General features: G+C 33.3%; 20 protein-coding genes. 16 read left to right on the top strand and 4 right to left on the bottom strand.

Annotated elements, in window-relative coordinates:
• Nucleotides 1-117: 117 nt before the first annotated feature.
• Complete coding sequence (locus MHB37_RS22215) at nucleotides 118-459, bottom strand: helix-turn-helix domain-containing protein (protein WP_405168540.1); 342 nt, start codon at nucleotides 457-459, stop codon at nucleotides 118-120.
• Between the two features lie 286 nt (nucleotides 460-745).
• On the opposite strand from MHB37_RS22215, the gene MHB37_RS22210 reads away from it, so the two are divergent.
• Both MHB37_RS22210 and MHB37_RS22205 read left to right on the top strand, forming a co-directional pair.
• A complete protein-coding gene (locus MHB37_RS22210) occupies nucleotides 746-1,144 on the top strand; it encodes a hypothetical protein (RefSeq protein ID WP_405168539.1) in 399 nt (132 codons plus the stop codon).
• 20 nt (nucleotides 1,145-1,164) lie between these two features.
• On the top strand, nucleotides 1,165-1,473 hold the full coding sequence (locus tag MHB37_RS22205) for a hypothetical protein (RefSeq protein ID WP_405168538.1): 309 nt from the start codon (nucleotides 1,165-1,167) through the stop codon (nucleotides 1,471-1,473).
• A 63-nt stretch (nucleotides 1,474-1,536) separates the two neighbouring features.
• On the opposite strand, the gene MHB37_RS22200 is transcribed toward MHB37_RS22205, so the two are convergent.
• Entirely contained in the window at nucleotides 1,537-1,758 is a 222-nt protein-coding gene (locus MHB37_RS22200) for a helix-turn-helix transcriptional regulator (RefSeq protein WP_405168537.1), read from the bottom strand.
• A gap of 131 nt (nucleotides 1,759-1,889) precedes the next feature.
• Here MHB37_RS22200 and MHB37_RS22195 point away from each other — a divergent pair, with 131 nt between their 5' ends.
• On the top strand, nucleotides 1,890-2,336 hold the full coding sequence (locus tag MHB37_RS22195) for a hypothetical protein (RefSeq protein WP_405168536.1): 447 nt from the start codon (nucleotides 1,890-1,892) through the stop codon (nucleotides 2,334-2,336).
• Nucleotides 2,337-2,540: 204 nt separating this feature from the next.
• Nucleotides 2,541-3,914, top strand: a complete 1,374-nt coding sequence (locus tag MHB37_RS22190; protein ID WP_405168535.1) for a hypothetical protein — start codon at nucleotides 2,541-2,543, stop codon at nucleotides 3,912-3,914.
• Nucleotides 3,915-4,052: 138 nt separating this feature from the next.
• Here MHB37_RS22190 and MHB37_RS22185 read toward each other — a convergent pair whose 3' ends face one another.
• Together MHB37_RS22185 and MHB37_RS22180 are read right to left on the bottom strand one after the other, a co-directional pair.
• Nucleotides 4,053-4,253, bottom strand: coding sequence for a hypothetical protein (locus tag MHB37_RS22185; RefSeq protein ID WP_405168534.1), 201 nt, complete (start codon nucleotides 4,251-4,253; stop codon nucleotides 4,053-4,055).
• Between the two features lie 661 nt (nucleotides 4,254-4,914).
• Entirely contained in the window at nucleotides 4,915-5,079 is a 165-nt protein-coding gene (locus tag MHB37_RS22180) for a hypothetical protein (RefSeq protein ID WP_405168533.1), read from the bottom strand.
• Nucleotides 5,080-6,019: 940 nt separating this feature from the next.
• On the opposite strand from MHB37_RS22180, the gene MHB37_RS22175 reads away from it, so the two are divergent.
• From MHB37_RS22175 to MHB37_RS22120, 12 genes are all read left to right on the top strand, one after another.
• A complete protein-coding gene (locus tag MHB37_RS22175) occupies nucleotides 6,020-7,051 on the top strand; it encodes a hypothetical protein (RefSeq protein ID WP_405168532.1) in 1,032 nt (343 codons plus the stop codon).
• 512 nt (nucleotides 7,052-7,563) lie between these two features.
• Nucleotides 7,564-10,161 (top strand): hypothetical protein, encoded by a 2,598-nt coding sequence (locus MHB37_RS22170; protein WP_405168531.1) that lies wholly within the window; start codon nucleotides 7,564-7,566, stop codon nucleotides 10,159-10,161.
• Nucleotides 10,161-11,024, top strand: a complete 864-nt coding sequence (locus tag MHB37_RS22165; RefSeq protein ID WP_405168530.1) for a hypothetical protein — start codon at nucleotides 10,161-10,163, stop codon at nucleotides 11,022-11,024. The genes MHB37_RS22170 and MHB37_RS22165 overlap by 1 nt, the downstream gene beginning before the upstream one ends.
• 335 nt (nucleotides 11,025-11,359) lie before the next feature.
• Nucleotides 11,360-12,265, top strand: coding sequence for a hypothetical protein (locus MHB37_RS22160; RefSeq protein WP_405168529.1), 906 nt, complete (start codon nucleotides 11,360-11,362; stop codon nucleotides 12,263-12,265).
• Complete coding sequence (locus MHB37_RS22155) at nucleotides 12,258-13,919, top strand: hypothetical protein (protein ID WP_405168528.1); 1,662 nt, start codon at nucleotides 12,258-12,260, stop codon at nucleotides 13,917-13,919. Before MHB37_RS22160 ends, MHB37_RS22155 begins: the two co-directional genes overlap by 8 nt.
• Nucleotides 13,916-15,388 carry a hypothetical protein gene (locus tag MHB37_RS22150; RefSeq protein WP_405168527.1) on the top strand — a complete coding sequence of 491 codons (1,473 nt, stop codon included), beginning with the start codon at nucleotides 13,916-13,918 and terminating at the stop codon, nucleotides 15,386-15,388. The genes MHB37_RS22155 and MHB37_RS22150 overlap by 4 nt, the downstream gene beginning before the upstream one ends.
• A gap of 18 nt (nucleotides 15,389-15,406) precedes the next feature.
• On the top strand, nucleotides 15,407-16,798 hold the full coding sequence (locus MHB37_RS22145) for a hypothetical protein (RefSeq protein WP_405168526.1): 1,392 nt from the start codon (nucleotides 15,407-15,409) through the stop codon (nucleotides 16,796-16,798).
• Nucleotides 16,799-16,842: 44 nt separating this feature from the next.
• Nucleotides 16,843-17,316, top strand: coding sequence for a hypothetical protein (locus MHB37_RS22140; protein ID WP_405168525.1), 474 nt, complete (start codon nucleotides 16,843-16,845; stop codon nucleotides 17,314-17,316).
• A 36-nt stretch (nucleotides 17,317-17,352) separates the two neighbouring features.
• Nucleotides 17,353-18,339: a hypothetical protein gene (locus MHB37_RS22135; RefSeq protein WP_405168524.1), complete on the top strand. Its 987-nt coding sequence runs from the start codon at nucleotides 17,353-17,355 to the stop codon at nucleotides 18,337-18,339.
• 63 nt (nucleotides 18,340-18,402) lie between these two features.
• Nucleotides 18,403-18,873, top strand: coding sequence for a hypothetical protein (locus tag MHB37_RS22130; RefSeq protein ID WP_405168523.1), 471 nt, complete (start codon nucleotides 18,403-18,405; stop codon nucleotides 18,871-18,873).
• Nucleotides 18,874-18,885: 12 nt separating this feature from the next.
• Nucleotides 18,886-19,302: a hypothetical protein gene (locus tag MHB37_RS22125; RefSeq protein WP_405168522.1), complete on the top strand. Its 417-nt coding sequence runs from the start codon at nucleotides 18,886-18,888 to the stop codon at nucleotides 19,300-19,302.
• Nucleotides 19,299-20,510, top strand: a complete 1,212-nt coding sequence (locus MHB37_RS22120; RefSeq protein WP_405168521.1) for a hypothetical protein — start codon at nucleotides 19,299-19,301, stop codon at nucleotides 20,508-20,510. The genes MHB37_RS22125 and MHB37_RS22120 overlap by 4 nt, the downstream gene beginning before the upstream one ends.
• Nucleotides 20,511-20,512: the final 2 nt, after the last annotated feature.

Here is a 20,512-nt window from a genome sequence, read left to right as displayed (position 1 = left end):
CAAAAATAGCTGTAATACCAACTTCAATTGACAAGATTGGAAGTACAATAAAAAATAAGCCAGCAAAGAAGAATAATGCAAAAAGTGCAGAAGTGCTAAAAAAGAAAGTGTTTGATTTTAGAAGTTATCTTTATTATTTTCATTTTTCCTAATAAGTTTGTTTTTAAGATATTCATCTTTAAAAACGATACGGCGTACAGCAACTGGTTTAATTTTGTCTTCAGCTACTGTGTAGTTTGTTTCTTCAGTAATCATGTCATCTGGGTAATATTCGATGATATCCGTCAATGAACAATCAAATACTTTACATAACTTATCTAACCATTCAACATCGATGCGCTTAATTTCCTCATTATAAAGCAGACCAATCGTATTCTGTCTGATTCCAGTTGCTTCTGCTAAGTCTTTACGAGACATTTTATGTTTTCCCAACATCTCAGCAATTTTAATCTTTATCATATAATATTATACCACCTTAATTCATCTCTATAGATATATAATACATTATTTCGGAATTTAATATCAATATCTTTTAAAAAATAACGCTAAGAGTTATTTACAAATATCTCTAAGAGATATATTATATTCTTAAGAGATAAATAATAACGTAAATCGGAAATCATAAGTTGATTGGGCAACTCTAAATCAGACCATTAAGCCCAAAGCGTTCCAGTATGGACGATAGTGTCCACATTGGAGGTTGGTACAATGCATTTGTAATACATATTATTTCGGGAGGGTTACTATGAATATTATCAAGCATGAAGAGTTGTGCAAGGGAATCCATATTTTCAATTTGACGGATGAAGTTGGACGAGTATGGCAAACAGTTGGAACCGATGAAAAAGATGCCAAGAAGACATGGGCTGAAGGCGAAGATGTTTGTACCTTTATCGTGAGAGATGTAAAACCGGACACACTTACTGTTGATTATCTGATCAAGTCTCTCAATATCAAGCGTAATGCAATCATAGTTATACAATTAATGCATGAGATTCTGAACACAGATGCAAAGAGAGAAGAGTTTTATGCTGAAACGTTGGGTTATAACGCTGCTGGTAAGATGGGTTGTAAGTTGATTAGTAAAGTGTTGTTCAGGATGAAGAAGGAGGCTGAAAGCATTAAAAGCCTTGTTCTAATCTAACTAAAAGGAGTGGTATTAGAGTGGATAAGCAATTATACAAATGGGCAGATGACTATGATCATTTGCCCAAGAAAGAGCGTAAACGTTGGAAGGTAAAGGATTACTTAACTATGCGCTATACACTTGTTAAATACTTTCCTGTTTATGACACAACGACATTACTTTATATCACCTATCTAGAACATGCAAAGGAGAGAAAGCCAGAATTACAAGTGATAATCGATTGCTTAGATGAGAACAAACCTAAATATACTCAAGAACAGAATTATTTAGAGAGTTTGAATATAGACATTTGGAATGTACTTATACCATTTAAAGAATCTGAATGACTAGAGATTTAATAAAAATAAATAAAAATATGTTTAAAAGAAAATCGAATTTTTGAGCCTTTATTATTCGTTGATTTCGTCAACTTCTTCAACTATAAAAAGTTCATCAACGGTGATACCGAGACCACGAGCGATTTTAAACAGTGTTACTGATTTATGTTGAACACTATCGTCAAATTTATTAATTGTCTTTTGGGGGACTCCTATTTCCTCTGCAAACGCTAATTGACTTTTATAACCTCTTTCAGCCAGTATAGCATTTAATCTAGGTGTGACTTTCAGCATCCATTGCACTCCCTTTCTATTAGAAGATATTGTAACAAAAAATAATAAGAAAATCTATAGCAACTAGTTGCAAGTCACTAGTAACTAGTGTATAATGAGGATATAAAGGCAAACAAGAGGGAGACGATGAAATGAAAAACAATAAAGCAATTATGGCAAGTGTGCTGGAAGCAGTTAAGGCACAATTCAATGTAAGAGTAAGAGGAATTATTGAAAATCGTCCAGATGGAGTTTTTATCAACATTCATGTTGCAGACGTTCCACAATCCATTCAAAAGAATATTGCTAACTGGGTAATGAAGCAAGAATTCGGATTACCAGTATACATAGATACATATATAACAGAAGCTTTTCAAGAAAGAATAAACGCCAAGTGTGCGGAGATGGATGCACAATACACAATTGAGAGTGACCGTAAGTTTCTTAGTGGTGTAGGATGCAAGCAAGTAATCACATATAACACTATAGACCAAAGACAGGCGGTAGAAGCGATTTGGGAAGAGGATCAAAAAGGAATCAAAGTTGTGATTGTTCCTGTGTTCAAGAACAGAATGAAGAAAGAGCTGCAATATGCTTAATAGAATGAAGACCATTACTGTATAACTGTGATGGTCTTTTTTTCTATATTCGACAAAATAAAACTAGCACATATGTTCCGTTATGTGGAAATATGCTACAATATAACTATGGAAATTATTCAATTAATATAAAAATTTAACTATTTAAAAGGATTGTTTTACAGGTTCCAATAATACAAGAGGACGAAGGAGGGAATATTGTCTATGGAAGTGAAAGTTAAGAAAAAACAAAGAAATCTATTGTTGAAAAGTGAGGTTACTAAAGATTATCCATGGTTAAACACATTGCTATTAGCTAATGAGAAATTTGGAGTTGAACTGGTTCCTGACGAACTGAAAGAAGAGTTTATCAATATAGTTCCTTTTATCATTAAACAGGGTAGTGAAGAATGGAAAGGAAATGAGGACGTTCTTCATCCGATAGAAGATATGGGACATGCTAGAAAGCGCTGTGCATTATGTGGTACAAAAAACAGATACATCCATTATATTAAAAATAGGCTTAACGGAAATACGCTGAATGTCGGTAAAGATTGTGTAGAAGAGTTTGCTGATATTGATTTCTTACAAAACGGAAAATCAAGAACTGAATTGTATAAAAATGCTCGTAGGATTAGAAAAATGTCCGAGATTAATAAAAAATTTAATGGTATTGATCTAATAATTGAATCATGGGCTAGGATTCCAGCAAGATATGATGTTATTATTCCAAATTCGATTGAACAACCTTATTTCGAATGTGGCAATCTTGCTAAAAAATATTATGATGGATATCTTGATGAAAAATATTCAGAGAGTATCTTTAAGAAAATAGATGTTCTTTTGAAACAATATTATTCTTTTATTCAGAAAATGGATGATTATCAAACAAGCATGATAAATGATAAATTTGTAGTTACTAAAGCTATGATGAGATGGTTAAGAGATAAGAACTTTACAGAGATTATTGAAAAAGTGAAAGATGAAGGCAAGATAACAACTTCTACTATCCAAAAGATGTATGAGTCTAGTTTTATTAAAAAGATTAGTAGGGACATTGTAGTAATATTAGAGAGACTTAAACTAGAGGTAATAAAAACTGATTTCGAAAATGAATACTTTGTAATTAAGCCTGAAATGTATAATGGACAAATTATAATCCGTTGTAATTTTGATAAGGTAGTTTACTTCTTTGGCGGTCTACTATTTAATGAAAAGTCATTCGCAAATTTGGACATGAAGAATTTGATTAGGATATCTGAACTTGATGACGATAAATCAATAGAGAATTTAGTTGAAGTGATGAATGATAAGAAATTCTCAAAAATAAGGATCAGCTTACATTTTGATTCGTTTGAGTTAAATGAGGTAGATATAACTAATATTACCAACGGCGAGGTTTCGGTTATTAGTTTGAAATTATTTGTTGAACAATCTAAAAGGTTTCTTTTACATGCTACAGAGTCGGAACGTATAAAGTTTGAAGAATACTTATTGAATCTTGATGTGAAGAAATACACTAAAGACGAATTAAGACAGGCAAGAGAGCAAATTGGATCAATCTCTAGTAGATTCGGTTCATTGAAAGATGAGGATTAGGGAAGGGAAAGTATACTGTAAATGTAAACGGAATAGGATTAGATGGCAAGCCTATACACCAATGTATGGGCTTTATCTATGCCTATCCATCATAACCATACACAAAGAAAGAAGCCCTATCTATAGGACTCCTTAGTCTTACTGTTTTTGTTTAGGGTTTGGTTGCTCTCTTAACAATAGCCAAGTTTTACCACGCTTAACAGCTATAACTTGCCCTAATGAACATAAAACTTTAATCCGATCCTGAGAAAGTCCCCAGATTGTAGAAGCCTCTTCTGTGGTCATAATCTGCGATATGATGGTATCAAGTTGCTGTCTGAGTTCATTATTATCATTCATCCATAAATCCTCCTTAACGTTTTGAATTGCGCTTAAAAGTCAGGTAAAGCCCAAATGCACTAATGATAATAGAAAGAGAAATAAAGATAATATTCAAAGCTGTTAGTTCCATACTAAGTGCGATTAAAATTGATGTTAGAATAAGCATAGAATAGATGATACGGTTTAACACACGACTCATTTTAAATCACTCCTTTTAAAAGGTTTGTTGCATATAACCAATGAATATGGTATATAATTTGTAAGGGCTAGAGGAATCCTTCGATTCCCCTAGGTGAAAACTAACGCTTTCGGTGTCTGTCCTTTCGCAGAGGATAGGCACCATTTTTAATTTGAGAAGATTTTAGTTGCAAGCGTTCATTGCTTTCCTTTCTTCTCTCTCTGCGTTCTCTCATGATAGCTAGTATTAAATTGGCTAGAGCAATTGCAGAAGTGATTAGTAAGGCAAGCAATGGAAGGTGTTTCTCTATTAGATTCAATGTTTTCACCCCCTCCCTTACAAGTAAAATTATACCATATACGATAACGGATGTACAGTAATTATTTATTGTTAATATTTTTATTTATAAAAAGTATTTTGGATTGTGCATATTGTATGCTATAATTGAACAGAATAGGGATAAGAGGAACCCTAGTGGATTCCCCTTATTTGTTGCATGACTTAGCGGTGTTTGGTTTTCCTTGGAGGGAGGGCTGATGCACCGCTTTGTTCTGTTTGAAGTTCTTTGAGGATCTTTTCCTTCTTTTCTGCCTTTTTGTCTAGTCTGCCTACTATGAAGACTGTTAGGGAGAGAAGGAAGGAGAGATAAGGTAAGATTTCTTTCATATGTATCACCTCTTTCTATATACTTATTGTACTATATCCGATATCGGTTGTCAATATGTTTACTCTTAAAACTACGTAATGTTGTATATATTTATTAATATCTAAGTATAGTTTAAGTTTCTCGTTGATAGATATTAATTATAGATAATTATAGAGTGATAGGTAATATTAATAGATGTTCTCCGCGACCTATATTAATGAAAAACGTGTTGATTCAAATAGGAATGAAGTGGTATAAGAAAACAATTTTTTAAAATATTTTAATTACATAAAATGTATATTATTGAATGCACTAATTGTTATTTTTGTCAATGGTCATATTCATCCTATATGGCATAGAAGACATATTCTATACCATTTAGAAAGGCTATGGGGGGTATTTTAAATCATAAAATATGTTAAAAATGGAAAATAATCCGCTATCTGTTCCACTCCGCGACTATGTTTTTTTGCTGATCAACCTCAATTTTCACTACATTCCACACGGTACTTCACACGGTAATCTCCTTATATATCAACGTTTTGTATCGCTCATTTATTCAATCTATACCCATTTTCTTCTCATCAGCGTTCAACTTCACCAAATTCCCCTTATTCTATCTATGTTTTCCCGTGTAACAGCACCCCGAAATTAATAGTTTCCTTATTATATATAGCTATTTTCAATTCTTGAGTGTTCCACCGTGTAGAATTTATTAATAAACATAAATACATATTGTATTTATGTTGTTGGTGATATATAATCAAATTATCAACTGAAGGAAGGGTGAAACCAATTGATTGTATTCTAGGTAGACTAAAAACGCACCGATTGGATAGAAGGAGAATGAAATAATGATGGAACTGTAAGTCATATGAATGCAATGCGATGTTAAAATATTTATAAGCTTTATAGAACACCCTATTCTAAAGGTAGAATAAATGGGAAAGGAGTATTTGGTTGACAATAGAAAATTTACACGTTGGGTTAGTGGCAAAGAGTTATAGGCACATGTGCAAAATTTTAGATGAGTCGATTAAGGAAGGTGGTGCTAAGGAGGCGCAGGTAAAAAGATGGGCTTGTTACTTTGAGCATGAGAAACAAGGTAATAAGTGGATTGTAACAAAGATATATGAGGTTCCAAAGCCATTACCTCAACGGGGTGGAGATAGGAACGTAATTACTTACATAGATACGATCAAAAAACTGCTTATGGAATTACTCCTAAACGCAAACACCGAATCAGTTAACTTCGGGAAAAATCGACTACTTAATGTACTTAACATGGTCAACTCAAACTATAGAAAGTGTAGCAGATATGTCCCTAGTTTAAGCCAGTACACAGGGATTGAGCAATTTGATATACATGATTTTTACAACAGTGCTAATTCGACCCTGAAAGGAAACTTGGAGAAAGCGCTGAATCAATTAAAGGCTAGTAAAAATATATATTATAGCCAATTGTTGATGGTAAGTAAGGATAATAAGGTTCGCCCAGCAGATGACAACGAATACAAAATCATACTTAAGGCACAGGGTGAGATATTGGATCAGATGGGACTCGAACATAGGGGTGTTGCTGTAATTCGTGGTCAATATGATAAATATACGCAGCTCGTCAACAACTTACTCATTGATAGAGCAGGAATTAAATATACATACGAGGCTTACGATATCAAGTTGAATAGGGAAAGATTGGAGCGAGAATACATTAAGATGAAAAAGGAGGAACGACTCGCATGCGAATCAGAGCTGAATAAATCAATTCAAGACAGGATAACAGTAAATATTAACAACAGACACACTAAAGCAATCAACAAAGATGACAATTGGTTTGAGGTAATGAATTTTAGAGAGGGGAGACGAATCACACCTGATTATGTGGAGAACCAGATGAGACTATTAGATATACTAATTGACTCTCATTATGAACATATATACGAGGATGTTAAAAAGATAAAGTGGGTAAATAAAGGAAATCTAAAAAGTTGAACGTTTGTGATTCATATATTTAAACCCTAAATATATATATAATAATATCAAATGTTCAACTTTTTACAATTTCCCAATTATATAAGCGTAAGCAATCTATAATGAAGACAGACAACGTAGTTGGATGGCTACGGAATACTACTTGCGTTCTTTGCAAGTTTTATGACGGTATTACTTGACCTTGTTCTTTATCACTTAGATTATATTCCTACTAAAATCAAATAGACAAGTTCAAGACAATCGTCACAAAAGCTGCGCTTATGTTCCGTAGTCGGTTCCCGCCTTCGTTAAGTTATAAATTCTCAATTTCAAATGCAAGAGAGAAAGTCAAAAGCTCTTAAACATGGATGAAGTGTATAACTAGTCAACTATTCCTCACACATCAATTATTAGTTTCATTTGCTTATAGTATTATGTATAAATCCCACTTAACTCATCACACCTGTCACATAGTTAGAGTAAGTATATGAATTCGTTTTTCTATTATTTTAATAAACAATAAAGGAGCAACTATGACAAAGAAGAAAAAAGAGAAACTATATAACGTTTTAAAAATAAAGATAAACAAAATTATAAATGATAATTTTAATGTTGAAATGACCAAGAGTGAAATCGCTGAGAACACAATCAAACAACAATTCATGACGATGTTTCAGCAAATAGAGTTAATCAGAAAGATTAAAACAATAGATATGACTGATTTGATTATTGTAGAAGCAAAAAAGAATAAGAAACATGAGCCTATGCTTACTAAATTAATCAAAGAAGGATTTACTTTTAATGGTGACAGATTTTTACGGTTTGGTAAGAGTTCATCACAAGCTAAGGATGGATACACTATTTTCATTAAAGCTGATATTTATGATGAAGCATTCGAGAGAACACAACTTGGAATACCAATTGATAGATGTGTAATTTCTAAATATGAAGCATATAGGAATTTAGTTTTTACAGCCTGTAAACCTGTTGATTTAGAAAAAATTCCATACATAGTTATTGTTGGTGAGTTTGAGAAAACACTATATGATCAACATGTACGATATGTCACAGAGGAAAAGGTTGAGTATTTCAATAAAAAAGAACAGAAGCATAAATTTCATAATAAACGGATCACCAAAGAAGGTAAACGTAATGTTAAAATATCCCCATTTGATGGTTTCGGTATTCATTCTGAAGAAATGAGCAAATACTTAGGCGTAGCAGGACAAGTCAGATATCCTAAGTTTAAAGGTGTGAGCGTAGAGGCACCCTTTAAAGAGTATTACGAATCAAAAGGAATCAAAACGATTCTTGATATTTATGGAAACAATCACAACATTCAAGATATTGATTGCATCTGGAACACTACAATGTTCAAAGGGCATAGCATTTTCTTAGAGCATTTTGGTAAAGATGCTTGGAATGAATACATTCGAAGAGTTACTAAATACGGATATAAACTTGGTATTAGCAAGTCAGTTAAAGACACTATTAAAACAAAGAAGTATTCGAGATTGAATTTTCAATATCTGCAATGCCTTGATCTATGGAATCCTCAATACATAGATAAGTACAAAAATAAAGACAATACATATGATATCCTATCCAGTAACGACAGCAAAATTGTTAATCTGGCAAGGTACACTACTGATCTATATGAGAAGATTATTTTGGGTGATAAATTCTATACATATAAGTATTTGGGAATTGAAGACACAGGGGGTTATACAAGTAGGAGTAATATCATGCAATCGATCCTTATCAATGATGATATGTTAAAAGATCCTGCTGTTAGAAGTACTATTAAGCGTAAACTGGATAAATCAATCCAAGAAGCTAAGATAGGAAAAATATATGTCGAGGGAATGTATCACATTGTGGTGGGTGATATTCTGGGGTACATGGAGTTTTGTGGCGGAGATAAGAATCCACAAGGTTGCTTGAAGGCAGGAGAATTCTATACTAAATCAATGCCACTGGGAAAATTAGCTTCATTTAGAAGCCCGTTAGTTGATCCGTCAGAAGTCAATATTGTAAATAACGTTGAAAATGCAATCACGAAAGAATTATTTCCTCACTTTGAGAATATTGATTTAGTTATGATTAATATGCACGATCTAACTTTACCACAGCAAGGCGGCATGGATGAAGATGGTGATGCAATATTGCTTTCTAGCAATAAAGTATTGATTGAATCAAAAATATATAAACCAATTGTTATTGACGAAACAGACAAACAAACAGTAACTCCTGTTGAGTACAACATTGATAACATTATAAAGTATGAACTGAACAGTCGTGACAATCGCATTGGTGAAATTACCAATGTTGCAACATCTATTCTTAATCGGCAATATACTAAAGACAAAATACATAAAGCTGAAGATGACGTTAGTTTACTGAGACTGTATCAAGGAAAAGAAATAGATTTTATTAAAACAGGGTACAGATGGAGTCTGTCTTTTGATCTTAAAGATAATCTTAAACGCCTTCCTTATTTTTTAGTATATAACTACCCAAAAAGAAAAGGAAAGTATAACCAAATTAACGAAATGAACAAAAGACAAGCTAAAGAGGACGAACATGAAGAGATTAAGCGAGAGCGAATTATTTCGAATATGTACCATTCGCCATCACCATTAAATGAATTATGTGATTATTTTGAAAATTGGGAAAGAAGAAAGATTAACTGGAACAGAGAAACTATTAATAATAAAGATATCTTAATTAATCACTCAATACCAACTAATAATTCAAATGTTAATAAACAAATTAGAAAAATTTATAACTTGTTCGACTTTGAGTTTAAAACTGCTTTAGAAGAAGAAAAGAGAGGACAAGAACTAGATTATCTTTTTAAGAAATACGAGAACTATTTATTTAAAATTATTGAAAAGGAACATATATCCAAAGATGAATTAATCAATCACTGCATTGCAATGGCGTATAAGAATCAAGCCGCAGACAAAACTTTATGTTGGTCATTGTTTGGAGAGGTTATGTTGAAGAATCTTAAAGTAAATTCCCCCAAGAGTAAGTTGACTGAAATAAAAGACTCAACTGCTGATCATGATGATGCTTGTGAATTTCTAGGTAATTATTATGTGCTAGTTGAGAAAGGAGGGAATTAATGATCTTTTTGAATGAACTCCTTGAAGATTACAGGGATTGTGAGAGCCATACAGAAAAGAAAGAAGTACTGCAAGAATTAATGAACCACCTATACGATTGCGAAATAAAGTTTGAAAGGCAAACTAAAGAATATAGCTTTAATATTGATTATGAAAAGCTAAAGGAATATCCAGAATTGATAAAAGTGTTTGAACCTTATCAATTGATTAAATATAAGGTTTGTAAAAGTTTCCGAAATAAAAAAACACTAAGCTCAATTAAGTTTCTGAAATTAAGCATTGAGAATATGTACGGTTTCTTTGTGGATAACGAAGTTTATCTAGGTAAAAAGTATTATCGTATGCTTAAAACTCCTATCAATGAATATTACAAAACTCTTAAACAAATTGATAAAGGAGAAAGAGAATACATTGACAGTAATCAAATCCTTGATAAAATCAAAAACAATCTAAAATGTGCAGAGGAACTGAAAGCGGAAAAGCTAAAGCTGAAAATTGACATCAATAAGAAACAGTACTATAAATTAATCGAACCATACATAGGAAGAACCATAGATAGGTATAGATCAATAGATCAATATGAAAAAGAAGTTGGTTGGATTAACATGGTTGATGTTCCATGGAACGAAGACAATGTAATCATTAAATACATTGTAACAAACTTACGTGGGTATCTTATGAACTATGTCAGGGATAGAAAGCCAAAAGAACAAGTACTAAAATTATGTAAAAGATGCGAGGAACAATATGAACCTACAGGAAGTAGGCAACAATATTGTTTGGAATGCTCGAAGATACGTAAAAGAGAGAGTTGGAAAAATAGTAAACGAAACAGAAAATATTATAATGATAAATATATGTAAATTCCACATCAAACATGGTGTTTATCACTATAGATGGAGATACGTGCATGTTTCCATCTAGTTCGAAGATATTTACATTAAATTTATTTCCCGTCTGAATCCTACCTCCTTAGTATGGATTCAGACAAATGTATTAAATCGTAGCGGATACGATAATTGCTTTATCCGTACTCATTAATCCGAACCTCCATTCCTCCATAATTTGAGGGGTTCGGGGATTTATTAATTAAATCAAGTATTGACCTAGCAAACTCGTTAGGTCTCTTTTTTATGTCCATATTTCTTTGCAGAGCTAATGTGAACATAAAAAAGCAATACCTAAAGGTGGTGTAATAATGGCAGTAAAGAAACAAGTAGAGCTAGAAAAAGGAAAATTGAAGTGCTTGATGTGTGAGAGATTACATACAGATAGCGTAAATAAATATTATAAACATAAAAATAAATTTGTGAAAAGTGAACGTTATCCCCTCTGTAAAGATTGCATTAATACCTATATAGGAGAAAAAGACTCGCCTGAATATATGGAAAGATCGATTGAAATTCTAAATGTCTTAAATCTCCCTTTTGATTATGAGACATGGGAAACAAGTGGATGTGAATTAAACGTTGGACAAACTTCATATATGCAAAAAATACTTTCATTAAGTCAGTATAAGAGTATGACATTTAAGGACAGTAGATTTGAAGAATTGAGAGAAGATAGTGTAAATCCAGTAAATACGCTCGTTGAAAAATGGGGCGGTGGATATGATGCCATTGAATACGAATCTTTTGAGAGAAAATACAACAACCTTAAAAACAATTATCAAGAAAAAACGGCTATGCATACCGAAGCATTGCTGACGTACATCCGATATCGTGTAAAAGAAGAGCTTGCCACTGCTCAGGGAGATTCTAAAGCAGCCAAAGAGTGGGGGAACTTAGCTAAAGATGCAGCAACAGCAGCAAAGATTAATCCATCACAGTTTACAAAAGCTGACTTAACCAATGGTATGGATAGCTTTGGAGAATTAGTTAGATCGGTTGAATCTACAGTTGATGTTATTGATATTTTGCCAAGGTTCAAACAAAGACCTAATGATAAAGTAGATTTTACTATTTGGTGTTACATAAATTATGTCAGAGATCTTCAAGGTATGCCACCTGTTGAATATGAAGAAATCTACAAGTTCCTTGAACAACGAACAAAGGAATTTGAAGACAATTTCTTGGACTTCGATGAAGGTGATCTGATTGAATAACGTACCATACTCTGAAGAAAGACTTAAAAAATATACTGATTTAGTTAGTTGGTGTCGTTGGAATCCTGATTTATGGTACGACCTAATTACTCCTGTACCTGGTGGCATAAAACTGGATCTGGATCAACGTGTCTTCTTAAGGTGTATCACGCGCTTTGTGTCTGTCTACGGAGTCTTCCCTCGTGGATGGGGGAAGACATTGGGCGAGTTATTGGGTATGGTACATACTGCTATTTTCTTTCCTGATATTGAGATAGCAATGACTGCTCAAACTCAAGAGCAAGCCGCAAAACTAGTTGATGAAAAATGGAGAGAAATATTAAAATTCTATCCATTAATTGAGCAAGAACTGGCTAGTAAGCCATCGATTACTACTGATAGCGTAGAAATAAAATTTAAGTCTGGCGGCATTATAACTATTCTAGCAAATTCTCAATCTTCAAAAGGTTCGAGAAGACACAGATTACAAATTGAAGAGTCAGCCCTCCTTAATAACTCCCTCTTTGAAGATGCTCTAGAACCAATTGTTGTTATTCCAAGACGCACAATAGGTCCAGACGCGCTTGTAGATCCCCAAGAAATGAACTCACAAATTAATTTCTTTACTACAGCAGGATACAGAGGTAGCGACGAGTACGAACGAAGTTTGCGCATGGTAAAAGAAATGCGAGACTTAAAGGGCAAAATAGTGATTGGAGCTGATTGGAAATTAGCTCTTAATTACAAGCGAGGTCAATCTAAAGCTGCAATATTGAATAAAAAAGAGAATGCGGCACCTACATTTTTCGCTCAAAACTATGAGAGTAAATGGACAGGAAGCACATCGGGAAGTTTAGTAGACATAAAAAAACTTCTTAAACTAAGGACGCTTGATGCACCAGAATTCTCACTTGAAAAGGGTTTTGAATATATCTTGTCAGTTGACGTAGCACGATCAACTAAAGATTCAAACAACCAATCATCAGTTGCAGTATTAAAAGCAATAAAAAATAAGAACGGAAAACTGAAAAATGTTCATCTAGTAAACCTCATTAATTTCAAAAATGGGCTGACATTCAGAGAGCAAGGAATTGAAGTAAAGAGATTAAGAAATAACTACAATGCTTCAATAGTAATTATTGATACAAATACAATCGGCTCTGGGTTAAGAGATGAATTATTGCAGGAAGTTATAGATCCAAAAACAAAGAAAAGCTTAGGTTGTTGGGATACTATTAACTCGGATAATAAACCAGAGATACCCAATTCCCCTAAGTACTTATATGAATTTATAGCGCAAGCTTCAAATCATGATGGAATAGTTGCATTTATGGATATGGTCGAAAGTGAAAAACTTCAATTGTTGATTAAAGATGTTAAAAACAATTTAGAAGATTTCAATTATGCAAACAAGGCGTACCCTCATATTCAGACAGATTTACTCATTGATGAAATACAAAATTTGAAAACTATTCTAACAAAGAGTGGAAAACTGAGTGTAGAACAACAAACTAAACGTGTTAATAAAGATAGATATTCAGCTTTGATGATGGGTTTATGGTATGTCAGCACTTTTATGAATAAAGTGACAGAAGAAAAAGAAATTAACATAAAAGGCTTCTCACTCACTAGAAAACCTAGCATATATGGAAATAGAAAGGGGGCAAGCTTTTGAGTCAGAATAGTTCCAAATCAGATGAACACTATCGAGCATTAAGTATTTTCAAAGAAATTGGTCTTATTAGTATTGGCAATAAAAATAAAGGGATTTCTGTGGTAGATACTTACACCAGCGATGATGTTAAGAAGTTTCTAAAAAATAGAAGCAATGTAGCTAGTCAAAAGAAACTTCGAACCATTAGTCGCTATTTGCTCAGTGCTTCAGGACATTATCAGAATTTAATACTATATTTCTCAACTTTACATACTATGGACTATACTTTACCTCCAATGACCACAGACATAGGAAGTATTAATCCAAAGAAGTTTAAAAAAGATTATGAAGAACATGCAAAAATAGCAGAGAAAATGGATATTTCATGTTCATTCCTAGAAGCAAGAATTACATCCTATGTTGATGGTGTGTTTTATGGATTTGCAAGACCAACTAAAAATGGTTTCTACCTTCAAAAACTAGATCCAGATTATTGTAAGATTACTTTCATTGACCCCGATACAGGTTTGCTGGGATACTCATTTGATTTTTCATATTTCAACAATAATATTGCTATGTTAAATTCATTCCCTGATTATTTTAGAGAAATTTATAATCGTATAAAAGACAATAAATCTTCTACGGAAAAGTGGGAAAGAATTGAATCTCCTTTATCTGTTTGCCTAACAACTTCCTTTGATTTTAATCCAGTACCAGCATTCTCAAGTGTTTTCGAAGGAATATTAGATATCGCCGATTTTAAAACGCTGGCTAAAACGAAAGAAGAACTCGACAATTTTATGCTTCTTTCGCAAAAAATTCCTATGGACAGTAAAGAGGCTAATAAGTTTTTAATTGATGAAGATTATGTAAAGACGTTTCATGAAAATCTATTAGATATCTCTCCTGAACAAGTTGGCGTTTCAACAGGCCCAATGGATATTACGGCAGTTAAGTTTGATAAAGATACATTTGATAAGAATAAAGTCGGACAAGCAACAACACAATTTTGGGATGAAACTGGAGTATCAAATCTACTTTTCAGCGCAAATGCAAGTACTAGCTCTGCCTTGAAATATTCCATTGGAACAGATGAATCTGATGCTTTTAGATTAATCAAGGTTATTGAGAAATGGTGCAATTCGTATATTCAAGCTACAGGAAATTATAGATATATGTTTAAGTTGAACATCTTGCCAGCAACTAAACTTAATCGTAACGAACTAATCGAGAGTGCATTGAAATTGGCGAACTCTGGGATGCCTGTTAAAAATGAAATCATGGCTTTGAGAGGATATAGTCCTAATGCAGCTTTGATGAACTCATATCTTGAAAATGAAATCCTTAAGCTACCAGATGTTCTTATTCCTTTATCATCTGCTCATACAGCGACACCTTCTGATCTTAACGGTAGACCAAAATCCAACGAAGAGGATTTATCGGATAAGGGTCTTCAGACTAGGGATAATGACAGTAATGAGGAGGAGTAAGGAGGTGATAATGACTTAATGAACAAAGTTATGCGATTTAGCGTAAAAATTGACAATGTTGAAAAGGTAGATTCGCGTTTCTCTAAATGTAAAATTAGAGTCTTATATGCTGGACTAAATAGAAACAATACCTACATATCCGAGAAAGCAATTAATGAAGCATCTACAAGTATTTTTAACATTCCGATTGTTGGAGAGTACAACAAAGATAGTCAGAATTTCCGTGGTCATGGAGGTAAGATTGATACTTCGGGCGACAAACCTGAGTATGTTGAAACTACTATGGCATATGGAGTTGTTCCAGAATCGGCTAATATTTATTGGGAAAGCGTTGAAGAAAATGATGGAACCGTTAATAAATATTACGTAGTGGATGGGGCATATCTGTGGACTGACAGATATGAAGAAGCAAATGATTTATTAGAACGCGAATACAATCAATCAATGGAAATCAAAAATATTGAGGGTAACTTTTCAACGATTGATGGAAAAAAAGTCTATGAAGTTAAAAAGTTTGTATTTTCAGGACTTTGTATTCTTGGAGTCAACAAGGAATCAGATCCAAATGGAAATGTAACTCCATGTTTTGAGAGTGCTTCTATTGTGGCATATTCTTTAATTGACAATAATTTTAAAAATGATTTTAGCAATATGGTTAGCGAATTAAAATTTTCTTTGCAAGGAGGCAGGGATTTGAAGAAGAAAAATTATAGTCTAACTGCATCTCAACTACTTTCTGAAGCAGAAAGAGAAGTTGCAGGGCTTGGAACATACACAGATGAATATTGGGGATTTGATATCCAGAACTTTTACCTTGTAGATATTGATACAGAAAACTCTAATGTAATTGCTTTCGATAATCAAAAGCATTATTTGGTGGGTGCTACTTTCAGTGTTGACGGTGACAAATTGAGCCTTGATAAAGAATCTCTAAAAAGATTCAAAGTCGATTACGCGCCAATGGATATTGAAACAGATACCAATTTTACTGTGAGTTCATTTAATAAGTTTGCAGAGACTGTTAAAGAAAAAACAGAGAAAAAAGTAAAATTTGAATATGAAGTACAGGTTGTTGATATTGAGAAAAAGTTCAACTCACTGCAACAAGAACTAGATGAAGTTAACTCTAAATACAGCGACAAAATTCAAGCTGAAAAAGAAGAAGCTGAGAGAACGTTATTTGAATCTTTTGCATCTGAGCTATCTGAAGAAGAAATGAAAAGCGTTAAAGATAATAAAAATACATACACTTTGTATGAGGTGGAAAATCAATTGTTTGCAATTTTGGGAAAGAAGAAAGCTAAATTTAGTCTTCAACCAAATAAGGAATCTTTGATTGATATCACTCAGAAGGAAAATAAACAAAAAAGTTCTGGGAAAGTTTATGACGATTTGTTCGACGAAGAATAATCCCATTTCTATAATAATCAGAAAAAACAAGGAGGACATTATAAATGTCAGTTAGATTGGATAAAATGCAAGCTACTTATAGCGGTAATATTGAAAGTGTGCTTTTGAATGTTGATTTGGAAAATGGAGCAATTACAACAATTGGTGGACTTGTTGATGGCAAGCGTGAAGTTGTACATGGTGCAACACCAGTGAATGTCTCTGCCGAAGAGGTTCTATTGGTCGCTTCTCCAGAAATTGTTTATGAGTCGGACAAGCATAACATTCTTGACTTTGTAAATAAAGCGGGAAAACCAGCACGAGCTTATCACTATGCCGTGGGTGACACGGTTACTATTACAGACAATATGATTACTGGAACTAGTGTTAAAAATCAATACTTGATTCCTGAAAATGGCTCTGCGAAATTGAAGGCCGTAGCAACTTTGACAGATACCACTCGTTTCGCTGCCCAAGTGCTTGAAAAAGTTAAGCTGTATGGTGAACCTGCAACACGTTATAAAGTTCTCAAACACTAAAATAAAAATAAATATATGATGGAGTGAACATAATTAATGCGTAATAATAAACTTATTCAACTTGGTATTGATCTTTCAAAAGGAACAACAGGAAACTATTCAACAGAAGAAGCAAATGATAAGTTGCGAGAATCTTTGAATAAACTGATGGGTTCTGAGGATGGTAGATTTAACGCCAAAGCATTTCGTAAGAACAAACTAGAAATTTTTGAAATTCTTGAGGAAGTTATTGATGCTAGAGTAGAAGAAGGACTAAAAGAACAATTTGAGGAATTCGTTGATTATCGATCTGTTAAATTTGGCGATAAACTCTCCTTTCTTCCTGAGACCGACGAATTGTTTGAAGTAGCTGAAATTGCTGGAGGCACTAACAACCTCAATCGTCAACGAATTACATATGGTCGTCCATATCAAATTTCAACCGGGTGGGAAGGCGTTAAAATTTATGAAGAACTTGAACGCTTCTTGGCTGGCTATATTGATTGGGTAAAGCTGGTTGATAAAGTAGAACGTTCGTTTAAAAGAGAAATTACAGAAAAAATCTTCACTGCGATTAAAGCAGCATACAATGCTCTCTCTGCTCCATATAGATATGGTGGTGCTTGGAACGCTGATCAGTTTGACACCCTTGTGGCGCACGTTGAGGCATTGAGTGGGCTGAAGCCAATGGTAATTGGTACGCGCAAAGCGGTTCGTAAAGCGATTCCTGAATTTATCTCAGAAAAAATGAAAGACGAACGTAATCAAGATGGATACTTTAAGACAATCGATGGCATTACATTTGGTATTATTCCTCAAGCTCATAAAATTGGAACAACTGAATTTGCTATTGATGACGATTTCTTGCTTGTGTTGCCGAACGGTGATGAAAAGATTGTGAAGTTCGTCATGGAGGGCGAAGCATTAATTGAAGATGGCGAAGGTAAAACTAATGCTGATGATTCTAAAGAATACAGCGTTCGTAAGAAATTTGGTATTGGTGTTGAGAAAACAGCAAAATATGGAGTATACATTTTAGAATAATTTTTCTGGTGAGGAAGGAGTCATCTTTCCTCACTATATCAAAATGAAAGGAATGATAATAAGATGGCAACACGAACCAATAAAACTAAACTGGAAGAAAACACTCTTGTTTATGTAGTCAGTAATTTTGATGGTGTGCTTACATATAAATGTCCTCGTTCGGGCGAGTCCTGGCTTTTTAAAAGTCATGGAGCTAGTGATACTATGACAGTTGGACAAATTAGAACCATGCTTTCTCAAAAGCCTAAGTATATCGAAAAAGGATGGATTAAGGTTGATAACGAAGAAGTAATTCAATTCTTAAATCTTAATAAGTATGTGAAGAATACATTAACTAAAGACGATTTTGAACGACTATTCGAAGAAGAACCAGAAAAAATTGAAGAAGTCCTGACTAGTCTGGAAAGTGATTATTCTAAAATTTCTGCATTTGATTTGGCAAGAGATAAATATGTTAATGGGAAACTTAGAGATCATTTTGTTATTAGGGCAATTGAGAAGAGTCTTGGTCAAAAATTAGACCCAAATTCATAAGGAGGGTCTGTATTGGCTACAAACTTTGAAGAAGTATATGATGCTTTTTTGAGTCAGATTAATGATGCTAAGTTTATCACTATTGATGAAGATAATTCGCTAAAATATAGATATCTTCTAAATAGTATTGCTAGGTTTCCTAAATGTAAAATCGATCTGAAAAAGCGTTCAGAGACAGGATTTGACGAAGATTTGACTGATCAAGATATTCTTATACTTAGTAACTTAATGGTTATTGAATATCTTTCTCCTAAAATTATCTCACTCAAGAATCTTGAACAAACAATGAGTACTAAAGATTTTTCTATGACTTCTCAAGCAGCGCATTTAAAACAATTGTCCGATATTAAGAAAGACAAGCAGAACGAAGTGAGTAATTTAATAATTGATTATACATATCTAAATAGTGATTTGAGAAAATTACGATGAGTTATTTAGATAAATATAAAAGAAATAATAATTCACTTGATGGAAGTATTAAAGGCGAAAGAGAAGAAGATTTTAAACTATCTGTTTCTTCTGCTTTTATGGATTCCCCATCATACTTTGAAGTTCTTATCAACAACAAAGATACTTTTGTCAAGTCTCATATAGTTGACGACAGTGAAACCAAGGAGCAAAAGATAATCGTTACCCTTGATCATCAGATTAAGAATGGTGATGTAGTCGATTGGCAACAAGATAAATATATAAATATTCTCACTGATAATATGGCTAATACATATTACAGAGGCACTCTTCGCCTTTGTTGTGGTCAACTTAAGTGGGTTGATGATGAAGGTGAAATAAACAAGCGTTATTTTACATTTAAAAGCGACCCTGCAACTAACTTTGGAACAGATAATGGGAATATTATTGTTTTGGGTAGTGAAAGAAGAACGTTACTGGTTAGTTTTGATGAAGATACAACTAGTTTTAGAAAAGATGACAGATTCATTTTTGATTCTAGAGCGTGGAAAATTACTGCACTTGATAATATATCAATTAAAGGTATCTCTATTGTCACAGTGCAAGAAGATCTGATAAATCCAGCAAAAGACAATCAAGAGCTTGAAATTGCTGATTACTATGACAACGTAGCAGATTACAAAATTCAAATTCTAAATGGTTCCTTTGTGACGATAAACGAAGATCAGACATTACAACTCAATGTGAATGTAACGAACAGAAGCATCCCCGTAACATCCCCCGTTATTGAGTACACATTAAGTTGTACAAATGTGGCAAGTGTTGATTCTAATGGACTAATAAAACCCATTAAAACAGGATCGGTATTTGTTACAGCCTCATTTAAAAGTGCGGTCGCACAAATTGAAATCAGTATCACTGAATCTACTTCATATTCTTATACTTGTGAGATTATCGGAGCTGATGACATTAAAGTTAGCAGAACACAAACTTACACAGCTAAGTTTTATCGTAATGGAATTGAATATCCAGATGAAAGTAAGTTTTCATTAACTGCTGATGATGGAGTATCTATTACTAATCTCGCAACAATTGGAACGCAAGATAACGTAAATAATAGCTGTAAAGTTGTAGCGTCTCAGACATTAGGATATGTTCGTCTGCATCTTAGTAATGCAAATGGATTATCTACTACAAATAAACGAATCAAAATTAGACCGCTGTTTTAGTG

The organism is Paenibacillus sp. FSL H3-0286 (assembly GCF_045040705.1).
Taxonomy (GTDB): domain Bacteria; phylum Bacillota; class Bacilli; order Paenibacillales; family Paenibacillaceae; genus Paenibacillus_AQ; species Paenibacillus_AQ odorifer.
Note: the sequence above shows the minus strand (reverse complement) of the source record. Positions and strands in the feature narration are given on the sequence as shown.